At 51.0% G+C, this 13,284-nt stretch carries 15 protein-coding genes and 1 pseudogene; 5 read left to right on the plus strand and 11 right to left on the minus strand.

Annotation, left to right across the window (positions count from 1 at the left end; genetic code table 11):
* Nucleotides 1-259 precede the first annotated feature (259 nt).
* The 9 genes and pseudogenes from QEZ41_RS03695 to QEZ41_RS03735 form a co-directional block, all read right to left on the minus strand.
* Nucleotides 260-400 (minus strand): hypothetical protein, encoded by a 141-nt coding sequence (locus QEZ41_RS03695; RefSeq protein WP_289410040.1) that lies wholly within the window; start codon nucleotides 398-400, stop codon nucleotides 260-262.
* On the minus strand, nucleotides 400-1,878 hold the full coding sequence (gene phrB, locus QEZ41_RS03700) for a deoxyribodipyrimidine photo-lyase (RefSeq protein WP_289410041.1): 1,479 nt from the start codon (nucleotides 1,876-1,878) through the stop codon (nucleotides 400-402). The genes QEZ41_RS03695 and phrB overlap by 1 nt, the downstream gene beginning before the upstream one ends.
* Before the next feature lie 10 nt (nucleotides 1,879-1,888).
* The gene (locus QEZ41_RS03705; protein ID WP_289410042.1) at nucleotides 1,889-2,812 is read right to left on the minus strand and encodes a MerR family transcriptional regulator; all 924 of its coding nucleotides are present in this window, start codon (nucleotides 2,810-2,812) and stop codon (nucleotides 1,889-1,891) included.
* A complete protein-coding gene (locus QEZ41_RS03710; protein ID WP_289410043.1) occupies nucleotides 2,809-3,762 on the minus strand; it encodes a YbgA family protein in 954 nt (317 codons plus the stop codon). Before QEZ41_RS03710 ends, QEZ41_RS03705 begins: the two co-directional genes overlap by 4 nt.
* Nucleotides 3,763-3,867: 105 nt before the next feature.
* On the minus strand, nucleotides 3,868-6,093 hold the full coding sequence (locus tag QEZ41_RS03715; protein ID WP_289410044.1) for a PepSY domain-containing protein: 2,226 nt from the start codon (nucleotides 6,091-6,093) through the stop codon (nucleotides 3,868-3,870).
* A 27-nt stretch (nucleotides 6,094-6,120) separates the two neighbouring features.
* Nucleotides 6,121-6,591: a DUF2271 domain-containing protein gene (locus QEZ41_RS03720; protein ID WP_289410045.1), complete on the minus strand. Its 471-nt coding sequence runs from the start codon at nucleotides 6,589-6,591 to the stop codon at nucleotides 6,121-6,123.
* Nucleotides 6,588-6,953, minus strand: a complete 366-nt coding sequence (locus QEZ41_RS03725; RefSeq protein WP_289410046.1) for a PepSY domain-containing protein — start codon at nucleotides 6,951-6,953, stop codon at nucleotides 6,588-6,590. Before QEZ41_RS03725 ends, QEZ41_RS03720 begins: the two co-directional genes overlap by 4 nt.
* A 170-nt stretch (nucleotides 6,954-7,123) precedes the next feature.
* Nucleotides 7,124-7,849: pseudogene (locus tag QEZ41_RS03730) on the minus strand (DUF932 domain-containing protein); the annotation flags it as partial.
* A gap of 17 nt (nucleotides 7,850-7,866) precedes the next feature.
* Nucleotides 7,867-8,175, minus strand: a complete 309-nt coding sequence (locus QEZ41_RS03735) for a hypothetical protein (protein WP_289410047.1) — start codon at nucleotides 8,173-8,175, stop codon at nucleotides 7,867-7,869.
* A gap of 172 nt (nucleotides 8,176-8,347) precedes the next feature.
* Between QEZ41_RS03735 and QEZ41_RS03740 the strand changes: the two genes are divergently transcribed.
* Both QEZ41_RS03740 and QEZ41_RS03745 read left to right on the plus strand, forming a co-directional pair.
* Entirely contained in the window at nucleotides 8,348-8,614 is a 267-nt protein-coding gene (locus QEZ41_RS03740; protein WP_289410048.1) for a type II toxin-antitoxin system prevent-host-death family antitoxin, read from the plus strand.
* Nucleotides 8,614-8,913 (plus strand): type II toxin-antitoxin system RelE/ParE family toxin, encoded by a 300-nt coding sequence (locus QEZ41_RS03745; RefSeq protein ID WP_289410049.1) that lies wholly within the window; start codon nucleotides 8,614-8,616, stop codon nucleotides 8,911-8,913. Before QEZ41_RS03740 ends, QEZ41_RS03745 begins: the two co-directional genes overlap by 1 nt.
* A 49-nt stretch (nucleotides 8,914-8,962) precedes the next feature.
* On the opposite strand, the gene arsH is transcribed toward QEZ41_RS03745, so the two are convergent.
* Nucleotides 8,963-9,664 carry an arsenical resistance protein ArsH gene (gene arsH, locus QEZ41_RS03750; RefSeq protein WP_434556787.1) on the minus strand — a complete coding sequence of 234 codons (702 nt, stop codon included), beginning with the start codon at nucleotides 9,662-9,664 and terminating at the stop codon, nucleotides 8,963-8,965.
* Nucleotides 9,665-9,677: 13 nt separating this feature from the next.
* A complete protein-coding gene (arsC, locus tag QEZ41_RS03755; RefSeq protein ID WP_289410051.1) occupies nucleotides 9,678-10,097 on the minus strand; it encodes an arsenate reductase (glutaredoxin) in 420 nt (139 codons plus the stop codon).
* Nucleotides 10,098-10,169: 72 nt separating this feature from the next.
* On the opposite strand from arsC, the gene QEZ41_RS03760 reads away from it, so the two are divergent.
* Genes QEZ41_RS03760 through QEZ41_RS03770 form a run of 3 tightly spaced genes read left to right on the plus strand, consistent with a single transcriptional unit; the run spans nucleotide 10,170 to nucleotide 13,117 of the window.
* Complete coding sequence (locus QEZ41_RS03760) at nucleotides 10,170-10,523, plus strand: ArsR/SmtB family transcription factor (protein WP_289410052.1); 354 nt, start codon at nucleotides 10,170-10,172, stop codon at nucleotides 10,521-10,523.
* Nucleotides 10,524-10,536: 13 nt separating this feature from the next.
* Nucleotides 10,537-11,790 carry a permease gene (locus tag QEZ41_RS03765; protein ID WP_289410053.1) on the plus strand — a complete coding sequence of 418 codons (1,254 nt, stop codon included), beginning with the start codon at nucleotides 10,537-10,539 and terminating at the stop codon, nucleotides 11,788-11,790.
* 16 nt (nucleotides 11,791-11,806) lie between these two features.
* Nucleotides 11,807-13,117, plus strand: a complete 1,311-nt coding sequence (locus QEZ41_RS03770) for an arsenic transporter (RefSeq protein ID WP_289410054.1) — start codon at nucleotides 11,807-11,809, stop codon at nucleotides 13,115-13,117.
* Nucleotides 13,118-13,284 lie beyond the last annotated feature (167 nt).

Raw genomic sequence — 13,284 nt, forward strand, 5'->3', positions numbered from 1 at the left:
GTCCTTTCATGTAGATATGGCTAAGTATAGACCGCAGAATATATTTTTCTATTTAAAAAGAACCCTCAGCAGGGTGGAATTGAAGTTCGTTAGCGGGAACCACAAAATACCAATACAGCGTAAGGAGCTGCCCTTTGTAGTTTGGATGTATCTCAAGAGACTGGGGGTTTAGCATGGGCAGTGTTCCTGCTAGCCCAGCTCGCGCAACGGCGATGGAGAAGGCACTCAGGCAGAACAGGCTCGCAGCTAAGAGATACAGCTACATTCCAGAGAAGGTCGTGCCCGGCACACGATGCCAGCGGTCATGCAGATAATAAGAGTCCTGCCCAAGCAAATAGATGCCGCCCCAAGCGCACACAGCCGCAAGGACGATATTAATCAGTAGTCTTAGTCCATTCATCAATCTGTACCAAAAGGGTCGTTAAAATCGGCGCTGCGCGGCAGGTTTCGCGGCAGGTTTCGCGGCAGGTTTTTAAATGCATTTAATGCCCGTTCACGACTCGAGGCTAAATCCACTATGGGTTTGGGGTAATCAGTGGTATCAAATAAGCCACCCAGCTGTTTCGGCTGGTGGATGTCTTTGTCACTTAAGTGTGCCAGCTCAGGCAACCAGTGCCGAATAAAGTCGCCTTGTGGGTCAAATTTTTTGGATTGGCTGATGGGGTTAAATAGACGAAAATATGGCACGGCATCTGTACCTGTTGATGCGCTCCACTGCCAGCCGCCATTGTTTGCGGCTAAATCACCATCGATTAAGTGCTGCATAAAAAAGCGTTCACCTTCACGCCAGTTAATCAGCAGGTTTTTAGTTAAAAACATGGCCACAACCATGCGCAGACGGTTGTGCATCCAACCAGTGGCTAGAAGTTGTCGCATCGCTGCATCAATAATCGGGAAACCGGTGCGGCCTTGTTGCCAAGCCAGCAAGTCATCGGGTGCTTTGCGCCAAGCTAAAAACTCTGTTTCAACCTTGAAGGCTCGGTGACGCGATACCTTGGGGTATCCCACCAGTATGTGCGTGTAAAACTCACGCCAAAGCAGTTCGTTAATCCAAGTCACCACGCCTGACTTGCCGCAATCAAACTCGCCCTGGTTCACCGCTAGCGCAGCATGCAAGCATTGGCGCACAGACAGCACACCGGCAGCTAAATAGGCAGAAATCTGGCTAGTGCCTAGCTCGGCAGGGAAGTCGCGTTGCTCTGAATAATCATCAATCGCCTCAGCACAAAAGCTATCCAGACGTTGCTGTGCAGCGGTTTCACCCGCAGGCCATAGGGCTTGCAGTGAGGTGGCAACTGTTGTGAATCCAGCCACGTTAGCAGGAACGGGATCGGCCTCAATGGGTAAAACCGCTTGCGCTGTAGGTACGGTAAGGCATGGTGCAATGTAATTGTGTAAGCGCTGATAGCAGACCTTACGAAACTGGCTGAATACTTTAAAGTAGCTGTCATTTTGCGTGAGAATACTGCCGGGCTTAAACAACAATCGGTCATGATGACTTTTAAATAAGAGGCCCTGTTCAACCAGTTGCGCACCAACGGCTGCATCACGTTGGCTTTCGTCAACGCCATACTCGGTATTAACATGCACAGCGCTAATGTTTAATTCATGGCACAGCTGGGCTATGACTGTAGGCGCTTCTTGCCAACGTTCGGCGCTACGAATCAGTAAGGGGATGTTGAGTGCCGCGAGGTTTCTTTGCACTTCGGCAAGGTTACGCAGCCAAAAATCGACTTTGCAGGCGGCATTATTGTGTGTTTGCCACTGCGCTGAGCTGAGTAAAAACACCGCAATCGTAGGGCCCGCTTGAGTGGCGGCGAGCAAGGCGGTGTTGTCATGTATCCGCAGATCAGTACGCAACCAAATGAGTTGGCGCATGTGCAGTTCCTTATTGATGGTGTAAAAGATTGAGATGCTGCAGGCTGTGGTAGGTCTGCAGCGGATCGGCAGCGCAGTTAAGCTGGGTTAAATCGGCTAATTCATCGCGATGAATCGTCACCGATTGGCCCGATAACAGCACAGGGCAGGGCAGGTTCTCTATCAGCTCACGCAGCGATTCAACCTGTATACGTTGGCTACCGTAGAGCAACAGTGCCCGCGGTTGTAGACGTTTAACAGCAAGCGTCAAGTCAGGCGCCGGAATAGGCCATTCAAGCACCCGCACCGAGCATTCGGCATAGCTGGCCAGCCATCCGCAAAGCCACAACTTTGGCTCCATTATTTGTTCAGATAAGCTGACAACCAGCAGCGGCGGGCTGTGATGCAAGCGGTTGTTGTGCGCTATACGACTGGCAAGCTGAGTACGCAGCCACGTCATAAAAAATACCTGCTCAACCCGAGCACCCTCAGTGACTCTCCAGTGTTGCTGTAGCTTTTCTAGCAAGGGCAACAGCAAGTGCTGGCAGAGTGTTTCTGGCGGGTATAGCGCCATCGCTTGCTTAAAACCCTCATCCAGTTGGCGCTCGGCCAGCTGTTCAATCCATGTAAACCATTGCGCCTGCTGGGTGCGCCAAGGCGAGTCTTCAGCCAATGGCTGCCCTGTCTGTTCTTCAAGCAATTGCTTCACTTGGCTAACCGCCACGCCACGCTCAAGCCAGTCAAGAACTTTACGAATCCGCTTAATATGTTCAAAGCTATACAGACGATGACCCTTGGCGGTGCGCAGTGGTTTGATGAGTCCGTAACGACGCTCCCACGCGCGCAAAGTGACGGGATTGACTCCGGTTTGCTGGGCGACATCGCGAATCGGGAATAGTGGCTCAGCGTGTCGCTTACCAGCCTCTTGCGCTGTTTGGGAGATAAAATCATTCATAGCGCGTTACGCAAGCTAAGGTTTTCAGGGTGCGGCTGCAAATACACCTGCCCAGCAATGTAGCGATCGGGATGGCGGTTAAAATGATGTTTTATCAGCGTCAGCGGCACAATTAACGGCACAATACCGGTGCGATACTGCGTAATTAAGGCTTGTAACTCACGCTTTTCAGCGCTACTGAGCGAGTGTTTGATATAGCCACTGATGTGCTGTAACACATTGGTATGCGTGCCGCGATTGGCTATTTTTTTCAAAGCAGGCATAAACAAATTGAAGTAATCATTAGCTATACTAGCGAGTTCTAGCTGCTGATTGCTGGCCAGTAAACGACCTAGCGCGGTGCAGTCGGCTGGGCTGCTGGCCATTAGCTGATATTTATAACGGGCATGGAAGTCGTAAAGTTTTTGCCGTGTTAAACCGCTGTCGAGCAACTCACGCCACTGGGCATAGGCGAATACACGGGTGATAAAGTTTTCCCGTAATACCGGATCATTCAAACGGCCATCTTCTTCCACAGGTAAAAGTGGCTGTGCCTGCATTAAAGCGGCAGCAAACAAGCCACTGCCATGCTCAGCGCTATGGCCGTCTTTTTGATACACCTTCACGCGCTCCATGCCGCAAGAGGGCGATTTTTGCATCAAAATATACCCGCAAATATCATCCAGCTCAGCAGCCGTGCGTTGACCAAAGGCGGTCAAAGCCTCAGTCACGTCCAGCGCTTGATTCACTGTACCGATAGCACGCGGCTGCGCCACATCACCAACCAAACGAATCGGCTCACGTGGTGTGCCAAGGCCAATGGCTTGCTCAGGACAGATGGAAACATAGGTAAAGTATTGACTCAGCACGTCTTTGCACAGCAAGGATTGTTTGTGTCCGCCATTAAAACGCACGGGCGCGCCGAGCAAACAAGAACTGATGCCAACCTTGATTAACTTATCTGTGCTCATAACCAAATACCTATACAAAATAAAAGCCTTGTACAAGAATATATTAAAAGCTGTACAGGTCAATTAATTTGTATAGGTATTTTTATTTGTGGATAGGCAGCCTGTTCAATAAACATCTTCACGATAGCGACCTTGGACTTTAAGTGTTACAACGCTGATATCTAATGGCGCAAGGATGTCATTCAGTGCCGTCATAATGCTGTTGGCCATGTCTCTGCCGCCGCAGACCAGAATTTGTGCATCACTTTTAATCAATTTGCGTAGTTTTTCGCCGTCTAAGCTAATCTTATCCTGCACATAGGCGCGGTCATTGGTGCGTGAAAATACGGCGTTCAGTTCGGTCAGTCGTTTGTCTTTAAGGTAGGTGTTTAACTCAGGCTCGTAGAGAAAATCGGACTGTGGAGAACGGCCACCCCAATACAGATACATAGGATGGTGTGCCCAGTTATGGCGGATGAAGCCCATTAATGGCCCGATACCAGTGCCGGCGCTGATGAGTACGATGGGCGCTTTACCAGAAGCAGGGCGAAAGTCTGGATTGAGTTGAATAAAAGCTTCGATGTTGCCACCTATGGGCAGCGTGCAAAGAAAGTTTGAGCACAGGCCGTTAGGGTGCTGGCGCACACAGATTTCCAGAATACCGTCTTTGGAAGCAGAGGCCAGTGAATAAAAACGCGGTACTTGGCTGCCCGGCGGAATAATACCAACCAAATCGCCAGCATCAAAAGGTGGTAATCCGCTGCGCTTAAATAAGCGACTGATAAGATTGATTTCTGTGTTGTTTTCTGACGCGATGAAACGCAGTACAGCAGTTGGCGCCTGTACGTCAACACCGTAATCCACGCGCTCAGCAAGCGTTAGAGTGGTGGTTTTAGGTCGTGTTGGAATATGCACCAGCGTCAGCTCGCTGCCCAAAGCTTTACCCACTGCATTACCCCAGCGGGCGAACTCCTGCGGTGATTGTCGGTTGATGCGGTCTAGCGGTAATAACTGTGGCCATCCTTTAGCACTGAGTGTTTCTTCTACTTTTTTTGCAAACCCGCAAAATTGAGGATATTGACGGTCACCAAAGCCCAGTACGGCAGTAGCAAACGTCGGTTGTTGGTGTATCTTTTCCAGTCGCTGAAAGAACTGTTTAGCTGAGGCCGGTGCATCACCATCACCGTAGGTAGCGCTAAGAATAAATAACCGCTGCGCAGAACGATAATTAGAGGCGAGTTGGTTCATTGGTGCGCTATGTACGCGGTAACCAGCTTGAACTAGGTTGTCGTGTAAGGTTTTGGCAAAGCCCCAAGTGCTGTTACTTTCGCTGCCCACAAGGATCACCGTATCAGCAGTGTTGGCAGCACTGTTAGCAGCGAACTTGGGTTTGGAGCTATGGCGCTTCCACCAGATCAGAGGGCCTGTTACAGCCATTACGGGGATGGCCAATGCGAACAAACCAAGGATTATGCCAAGCCACCAGAGCCCTTCGCCTGTATGCAGCATATAAATAAATTCATAGAACACATGGGTGGCATCGTGCTCTTGATAAGAAAGCCACTCGCCGCTGACCTGGTCGATATAGCCAGCACCCTGCTCAGTCGTTAGAGAGTACATGCCGTCAGGATCGTTAGGGTAGGGGTAAACCAGCTCGCGCAGTTGAGTTAAGTCCATAGCTTTTAAAGCAGCTAATGTGTTGGTAGCTGCAGGAATACCGCTCGATACCTGTTGTGGCAGTTCAGGCTCGGCCTCTATCCCCTCAGATATTAGCTCGAAAGTAATGGCGGAAAGGTAAACCCCGGTTAATGCAGACAGCAGCAGGCCAATTATCACAACCCGGCCAAACTCGATGTGCAAACGTTGACTTAGAGTGCCACGGACTGGCTGTAGCAGTTGACGCCAGCCGCCCATGCGGGTGGCCAGTAAGAAAACACCTGAAATCGTTAACGTAACTAATAGCAACGCCGTGATGCCTGCTATTGCACGACCGGGAGTATCCAGTAACAAGGAGCGATGTAGGTTCTTCACCCAGCGCGAGAAAGATGATGGCTCATAGGGGCCGATGGTTTCTCCAGTTTGAGGATTCACACGATCAGCTCCGACCTGACCATCACGGGTGAAATAAACAATCAAAGTGCCCGAAGGCGTGCGAACAATTTGCTCGGTTTCAGGATAACGCTTGGCCAACTTACCCGTCAGCTCGGCAACGCTTATCTGTCCAGCGGCTGGTAGAACAGTAGCCAACCGCTCCAGTGCTGGGTTAAGCGATAGGATCGCTCCCGTTACAGCAAGTAGGACGACAAACAACGCAGCGAGCAGGCCGGGTAATGAGTGCAGTTGGCGTAGCATGATAATAGACTCCTGGTTTGCTCAGCTTTAGAAGCCGTAGCTGAATGACTGCACGTAGCCACGACCTGCAAAGGATTTGCCCGCACCATCAGTGGTTAACGGCGCACTAACGTCGGCACGGTTGTCACGCTTGTCTTCGACAGAGGTGTCCACGCGCACCTCGTACCCCGCATCAATCAACGCATCATCAATATCGACGGTGACCTTGAGGGTTTTGCCGCTCAGCACACTGGCTCCAGTCACGCCATCATATTCACTGCTGCGTAGCCCGCTGCCACGCGCCCAGTCAGGTAGGTGCTTGTAGTATTTTGATTTTGTTCCGGCCAGCCAAAACGTGCGCTGGTATTGACCGTTCTCGTTAACGAGGTACAGCACTATATAAGCACCATCACCGCTGTAATTTTTCAGCTGGGTGGTGAACGTCACTTCACGCGCCTGGCTGAGGGTAGACAGACTGATAGCCGCAAGCATGGCAAGAATAAGAGTGAGCTTTTTCATGATCTGTCTCCGTTATCACGATTGCTTTGTTTATCTGTTCTTTTTTGCTTGTTTCGATTGGGTAACTCGTCTGTTACGCCCGAGTTTTGTTTGAATTTCGTTTCTAGCTTACGTAGACGCAAAGAGGCAGGAAAATACTCGGCCTTAACCTTGTTACCGTCCTGATCAAGCCCCTTAACTTCATAACAGCCATCATCAACCTTGATGCGCTGCACCTCCCAGCCTTTGTCTTCAAGCATTTGGCGCAAGGCTTCTCGCGGCTGCCAGTTAGCTATGGGGTCATTGCAGTCGTCATCAGCAAAGGCTGTTCCAGTTGCCAAAGTAGCTGCAAATAGAGTGGTGAAAAATAGTGGCGTTTTCATGGCTTTCTCCCAGATTGGCTTACGTCTTTACTGTAGGCCTGATATCTGAAGCTAACCTTAAAAAATCACATCAATCCTGCAGTTAGAACATGATTTTTAGACAGCGTTGTAAAGCGTTAATTTGCTGAGACAGCATTTTAAAGTGGTCGGGTTCGTTGAGGAACTTTTCAGGGACTGGGATGGTTTTCATCAATGTCGCAAATAACATCCATGAAATATCCCACAGTTTCTTTCCAGTGGACCTTGTGTTGAGACAGCAGGCGCATTTGATACTTGAAGTCGTCCCATTACGAGACTGTAATGCCCAGAACCTGCTTTACCACATCAGGCTGGAAGAACGTGTTGTGTGGAACCTTGAACGCACGAGATGCGCCATCGATGGCTACGGTCAGGGTGTTATTGCACACCACACGCACAGTGGTCGGTGTTGCGGTGGTGGCCATGGTGCCGTCACAGGACGTGGCCAGCAGCAGATAGCCGTTCACCTGATCTTTGCCTTTTAAAGCGAAGTCCAGACCGGTACGTGCCAATGCCCAAAACTTACGACCGCCTTTGAGCACGCCTGCTGTTTCCAGTTCGTACCCGGATACCTCGGTCAGGTCACGATAGAACTCGATCACATCACGGGGCTGTACCACCTGATAACGATTGGACACTACCGACAGAGCCGTTTTGGTATCTGAGCGGTAGAGGACACGTTGTTCAGGGAATGTATGAATGGCACCCAAAGGGCCATGCACTTCTGACTTGAAGTGAACCGGGCTATCAAGGATTTCCCAATCCATCCCGGCTTCCCGCCGCCAGACCTCAAGGGGTTGCTTGGGCGAGAGTTGATTGCCTAACCCATGCCAAGGTGTATCACCGGCATAGGCCATCTGTTCGACTAAATGAGCCATGGGGTTTCTCCTTATAACTAACTGAGTTGTTTCATCGAGGTAAAGCTGTGGCCGCACTGGTTACAGTGATGCTTGGGCGGCATGGAACGCTCCAGCTCCGAGCCGACTTTGGCTCCAAGCAGGGTGCCTGCCAAACCAGAGAAGATACTGCTGATGATGATTCCGGCAGCAAACTGAACGGCCCCACCGGCAGGAATACCTTTGCCGAGGGTTTTGGAAACGGCTGTGGCTATGCCGCCAATTGCTCCGGCACCCGCAGTGGTTGTGGTGATGCTGGAAGATTGGTGTGTGTTTGTTGAGCCGCAATGTGGGCATCGTACTGTCATGGTCAAGACTCCAATGGATGATGACGTCGTCGTCATGACAGTAATGTGTGACTGTAATTTTTTTGAATAAGATAAACCGGAAAGACGGTTGGCCGAGAGATGTGGTAGGCTTGACTCAAATTGATTGAATCATTCGATACAGTCGAATCGAGTATTTAGTGTGAGGTGTGCAATGTCTAGACCTGTCATGACGGCAAACGAAGCAAAAACGAAATTTGGTGAGGTATTGCTGATGTCCCAGCGAGAGCCCGTACACATCAGCAAGCACGGCAAGCCAGTGGCAGTATTGGTATCGTCCGAGGATTTTGTCAGCACGGATGAATTGAAGCTGGAGCTATTGCGTTTGAGGGCGGAGCGGGCGAGGGAACAGATCGCGGCAGGGGATACCGTTGATGGCGGCCAGTTTTTTGACCAGCTCTTGCAAGGAAACGATGACTGATGGCAGCGGCTTTTCGTTTAACCCGTGACGCACAACAGGATTTAACGGATATTCGTCGTTATACCGCACAGCAGTGGGGCCAGGAACAGTCTAGCAAGTACCTGTTAAATCTGCGCAGCACCATCAAGCTGTTGGCCGAGTTTCCAGGGCAAGGCAGCAAGCGAGAAGATGTGGGTCAAGGGGTATACAGCTTTCCCTGTGCGAGCCACATGCTTTACTACCGGATAGAGCAGAAGCAATTGCTGGTCTTTGCGGTACTACACCAGAGGATGCTACCTACGGGCCATATACGGGCGTAGGCAGCTCACACCTTAGTGCAATTGAACGCAGGACCACTCCTGATTTGGATTAAATATTGCGTTGATTCACTCGCTGGCTCAGCTGTTCAGCGCTTTCTTTACGTTCGCTATAGCGATCAACCAGGTAAGGCGTAGCATCACGGGTCAGCAAAGTGAACTTCATCAGCTCTTCCATCACGTCCACAATCCGATCGTAATAGGACGAGGGCAGCATGCGTCCAGCTTCGTCAAACTCCAGATAGGCTTTGGCGACTGACGATTGGTTAGGGATGGTCAGCATGCGCATCCAGCGCCCCAGAATACGCATCTGATTGACGGCGTTGAATGACTGGGAACCACCTGACACCTGCATCACTGCCAGGGTTTTACCCTGTGTGGGGCGTACTGCACCCACTGACAGGGGAATCCAGTCAATCTGGGTTTTCATTAGACCGGTCATAGCACCGTGTCGCTCCGGTGAACTCCACACCATGCCTTCGGCCCACTGCACCAGTTCATGAAGCTCTTTGACTTTGGGATGCTCAGCGGGAGCATCGTCAACCAGTGGTAGCCCGCTTGGATCAAACATTCGGACCTCTCCACCCAAGGCAGTCAGGATGCGGGCTGCTTCTTCAGCGGTTAGTCGGCTGTAGGAGCGTTCACGCAGAGAGCCATATAACACTAAAAAACGCGGTGGGTGGCCTGTGCGCTGCGGAGCAAAGAGCTGCTGTGTGTCTGGTTTTTGGAATAGCTCTGGTTCCAAGTTAGGCATATCAGCAAATAAATCAGACACGCTTACCCTCCTGGTTAATGACCACTGCACCATCTTCCTTGGTAAATGCGCCTTGTTGCGGATTGGGTAGAAGTGCCAGTACTTCCTCTGAGGGACGACACAAGCGTGTGCCTAGCTCTGTTACCACGATGGGGCGATTGATCAAGATGGGGTGTTCCAGCATGAAACTGACCAATTCTTCATCGCTCCATTTTGGGTCACCGAGACCCAGTTCAGCATAAGGTGTGCCTGATTCGCGTAGCAACTCTCGTACAGGAATACCCATGGCTGCAATCAGTGATTCCAGCGTTTTACGGTCAGGTGGGGTGTTCAGGTATTCGATGATGGTTGGCTCTTCTCCACTATTTCGGATTAAGCCAAGTGTGTTGCGTGACGTGCCGCAGGCTGGGTTGTGGTAGATGGTGATGCTCATATTGCGTATTCCTTCAAGAGTGGTATATTGCTCATCAGTATGACAGTTCAATTATAATTGAAGAGTGGCAGAATGGATAATAAAACTGCAACACAAGTTTTCGAGTCCCTTGCTTCCCCGGTACGCCTGGATGCGTTCAAGTTGCTGGTCAAGCAAGGGCCGGATGGATTGGTAGCAGGTGAAATAGCCAGCTTGCTGGATTTGCCTGCAACAAACCTATCCTTTCATCTGAAAAATCTGACCCAGGCAGGCTTGCTCAGCGTGGAGCAAGAGGGGCGGTATTTGCGTTATCGCGCTGACATTCCCCTGATGCTTGAGCTGATCAGCTTTTTGACCCACGAGTGCTGTGCTGGCCATCCCGAGCTGTGTCTTGAGTTCAGAGCTGAATCCAGTTGTTCGCCAGAAATATTGCCTAAGAGAGCCTAAACGAGGACAAGCAATGAGCGTAAAGAAGACCAGTGGCGGTTGTTGCGGCCCAAAGAAGCAACCAGAACCTGAACAGCCTGTGGCTAAAGTTGGTGGTTGCTGTGGGCCAAAGAAAAACGTCGAACCAGAGCAGTCCAGTGCAGAACAAGCAGGTGGTTGTTGTGGACCTAAGAAACAGCCCGACGTTACAAACGTAAAGGTAGCAAGTACCTGGAACCTGAAGTATTTCAGCCTGCTGGCTGTATTAACTGTCATGTGGCTGTTGGCATACAAATACATTCTGCCTACATCCACTTGGCTGGTGTTCGATGTAATTGGGCTGGAACAGGGCTCACACGCCGGCGCTGCATTGGAGTTCTTTATCTATGACACGGTAAAGATTCTGCTGCTGCTGAGTGCCCTGATTTATGCCATCGCCTGGTTGCGAGCTACGGTGGATATGGATCGGGTTCGTGACTACCTAGTGGGTAAAAAGCGAGGTTTAGGCTACCTGTTTGGAGCGACTTTTGGTGCGGTGACCCCGTTCTGTTCCTGCTCCAGTCTGCCGCTGTTTCTCGGCTTCACCACAGCCAGGGTTCCCATTGGTATCAGCATGGCATTTTTGATCACCTCACCCCTGATCAACGAGGTTGCGGTAGTGCTGTTGTGGGGCTTGCTGGGCTGGAAATTCGCCATGATCTATGTGCTGGTCGGCATTACAGCAGGGGTCATTGGTGGCTTGGTCATGGATAGTTTGAAAGCTGAGCGTTGGTTGCAGCCATTTATTTTAGAAAAAATCGGCAAAGAACCTGCCAAATTCTGTAAAGGCAAGCAAGGCGATGCCGGCCAACAGCAATCCGGTGTTTATCTGCGTCACCATTTCGCATGGGACGAAATGAGCACCATTTTCCGCAAAGTTTGGATCTGGGTGATCATCGGGGTGGGCGCAGGTGCTGCTTTGCATGGCTTCGTACCGGATAACTGGTTTGCGGAAAACCTGGGTGCTGGCGAATGGTGGTCTGTACCTGCTGCAGTGTTTGTGGCCATCCCACTATATTCCAACGTAACCGGAATTGTGCCGGTGATGGAAAGCTTGTTGCTGAAGGGACTTCCTGTTGGTACTACATTGGCGTTTTGCATGAGTTCTGTTGCAGCCAGTATTCCGGAAGTGATGATGCTGCGCCAAATCATGACGCTGAAACTGCAAGCCACGTTCATTTTGTATTTGTGGGTGATCTTCACTCTAGTCGGCTGGCTGTTTAACCTAGTCGGACCTCACATACTTTGATTTAAGCGAGACGATCATGTTGTTAGCGTTGGTTATATTTTTGCTCACACTGGTGTTTGTCATTTGGCAGCCAAGAGGGTTAGGCATTGGCTATAGCGCTCTGGCTGGTGCGATTGTCGCACTGGCCTTAGGTGTGGTGCATTGGGCAGATGTGGCGTTGGTCTGGGGGATTGTCTGGGATGCCACTTTTACCTTTGTGGCCCTGATTATCATCTCGTTGATACTGGACGAAGCGGGAATCTTCACTTGGGCGGCACTGCATGTGGCACGGCTCGGTGGTGGCCGTGGGCGCAGGCTGTTGCCATTGATTGTGGTGCTGGGCGCAATGGTCAGTGCACTGTTTGCCAACGACGGCGCTGCTTTGCTGTTGACGCCTATCGTGATCGCAATTTTGCTGCGCTTGAATTTTACGCCGATGGCAACACTGGCGTTCATTGTCGCCACGGGCTTTGTGGCGGACACCACCAGCTTGCCGTTGATCATTTCCAACCTAGTCAACATCGTCACTGCCAACTACTTTGACATCAGCTTTGGTAGCTATGCAGCAGTCATGGTGCCGGTCAATCTGGTATCCCTGTTGGCCACTTTGTTGGTGGTGTGGTTGGTGTTTGCCCGTGACATACCACGAGACTATGCTTTGGAAGGACTGGAATCACCGCAGAGTGCAGTGAAGGATCCGTTGGTGTTTCGCCTGACATTCCCACTGCTGGTGGTATTGCTGCTGGCCTATTTTGTTACTGCTCCTTTGGGTGTTCCCGTATCTGTAGTAACCGGAGCCGCAGCATTATTACTGATGATTGTAGCGGGACGCTGGTGGCAAGGCGGGCGTGATGCACAGGTATCGGTGCGCAAGGCATTGCAGGGTGCGCCTTGGCAGATTGTGCTGTTTTCTCTCGGTATGTATCTGGTGGTATACGGGCTGGGCAAGGCAGGCTTGACTGGGTTGGGAGCGGATGCATTGCAATGGCTGGCTGGCCAAGGAGACTTTGTTGCCACGGTAGGAAGTGGTGTACTGGCGGCACTGGTGGCATCGGTGATGAACAACATGCCGTCAACGCTGGTCAGTGCCTTGGCAATTGAGCAGGCACAGGTGGCAGAACAAACCCGTGAACTGATGATTTATGCCAGTGTGATTGGTAATGACCTGGGGCCGAAACTCACCCCGATTGGCAGCTTGGCTACTTTGCTATGGCTGCATGTGCTGGCTGGGAAAAACTACCGTATCAGCTGGGGACAGTACATGAAGGTTGGTCTGTTATTGACACCACCGGTGTTGCTGGCGAGCCTAATTGCGTTGTATTTCTGGTTGCCTATGATTGGTGACTAATTGTTTTAACTGCAATCAGTGACGTGTTAGCGATTCATAGCGATACTTACCCTCCATATCGAGCCTTACTCTATCTTTGTCGAAGTGAGAGGAAAGTTTGCGCGGCCTGCCTGCTAGGCTATTGAGTGTCGATTATCATGGAGTGAAGTGGGCGGCTGTGGCTAGCT

Origin of the sequence: Thiopseudomonas acetoxidans, assembly GCF_030362935.1 — a bacterium.
In the GTDB taxonomy this organism is placed as follows: domain Bacteria; phylum Pseudomonadota; class Gammaproteobacteria; order Pseudomonadales; family Pseudomonadaceae; genus Thiopseudomonas; species Thiopseudomonas acetoxidans.

Coding starts and splice junctions, on each gene's coding strand:
- QEZ41_RS03695 (WP_289410040.1), bottom strand. CDS start 400: ATGAATGGACTAAGACTACTGATTAATATCGTCCTTGCGGCTGTGTGC.
- phrB (WP_289410041.1), bottom strand. CDS start 1,878: ATGCGCCAACTCATTTGGTTGCGTACTGATCTGCGGATACATGACAAC.
- QEZ41_RS03705 (WP_289410042.1), bottom strand. CDS start 2,812: ATGAATGATTTTATCTCCCAAACAGCGCAAGAGGCTGGTAAGCGACAC.
- QEZ41_RS03710 (WP_289410043.1), bottom strand. CDS start 3,762: ATGAGCACAGATAAGTTAATCAAGGTTGGCATCAGTTCTTGTTTGCTC.
- QEZ41_RS03715 (WP_289410044.1), bottom strand. CDS start 6,093: ATGCTACGCCAACTGCACTCATTACCCGGCCTGCTCGCTGCGTTGTTT.
- QEZ41_RS03720 (WP_289410045.1), bottom strand. CDS start 6,591: ATGAAAAAGCTCACTCTTATTCTTGCCATGCTTGCGGCTATCAGTCTG.
- QEZ41_RS03725 (WP_289410046.1), bottom strand. CDS start 6,953: ATGAAAACGCCACTATTTTTCACCACTCTATTTGCAGCTACTTTGGCA.
- QEZ41_RS03735 (WP_289410047.1), bottom strand. CDS start 8,175: ATGACAGTACGATGCCCACATTGCGGCTCAACAAACACACACCAATCT.
- QEZ41_RS03740 (WP_289410048.1), top strand. CDS start 8,348: ATGTCTAGACCTGTCATGACGGCAAACGAAGCAAAAACGAAATTTGGT.
- QEZ41_RS03745 (WP_289410049.1), top strand. CDS start 8,614: ATGGCAGCGGCTTTTCGTTTAACCCGTGACGCACAACAGGATTTAACG.
- arsH (WP_434556787.1), bottom strand. CDS start 9,664: ATGCCTAACTTGGAACCAGAGCTATTCCAAAAACCAGACACACAGCAG.
- arsC (WP_289410051.1), bottom strand. CDS start 10,097: ATGAGCATCACCATCTACCACAACCCAGCCTGCGGCACGTCACGCAAC.
- QEZ41_RS03760 (WP_289410052.1), top strand. CDS start 10,170: ATGGATAATAAAACTGCAACACAAGTTTTCGAGTCCCTTGCTTCCCCG.
- QEZ41_RS03765 (WP_289410053.1), top strand. CDS start 10,537: ATGAGCGTAAAGAAGACCAGTGGCGGTTGTTGCGGCCCAAAGAAGCAA.
- QEZ41_RS03770 (WP_289410054.1), top strand. CDS start 11,807: ATGTTGTTAGCGTTGGTTATATTTTTGCTCACACTGGTGTTTGTCATT.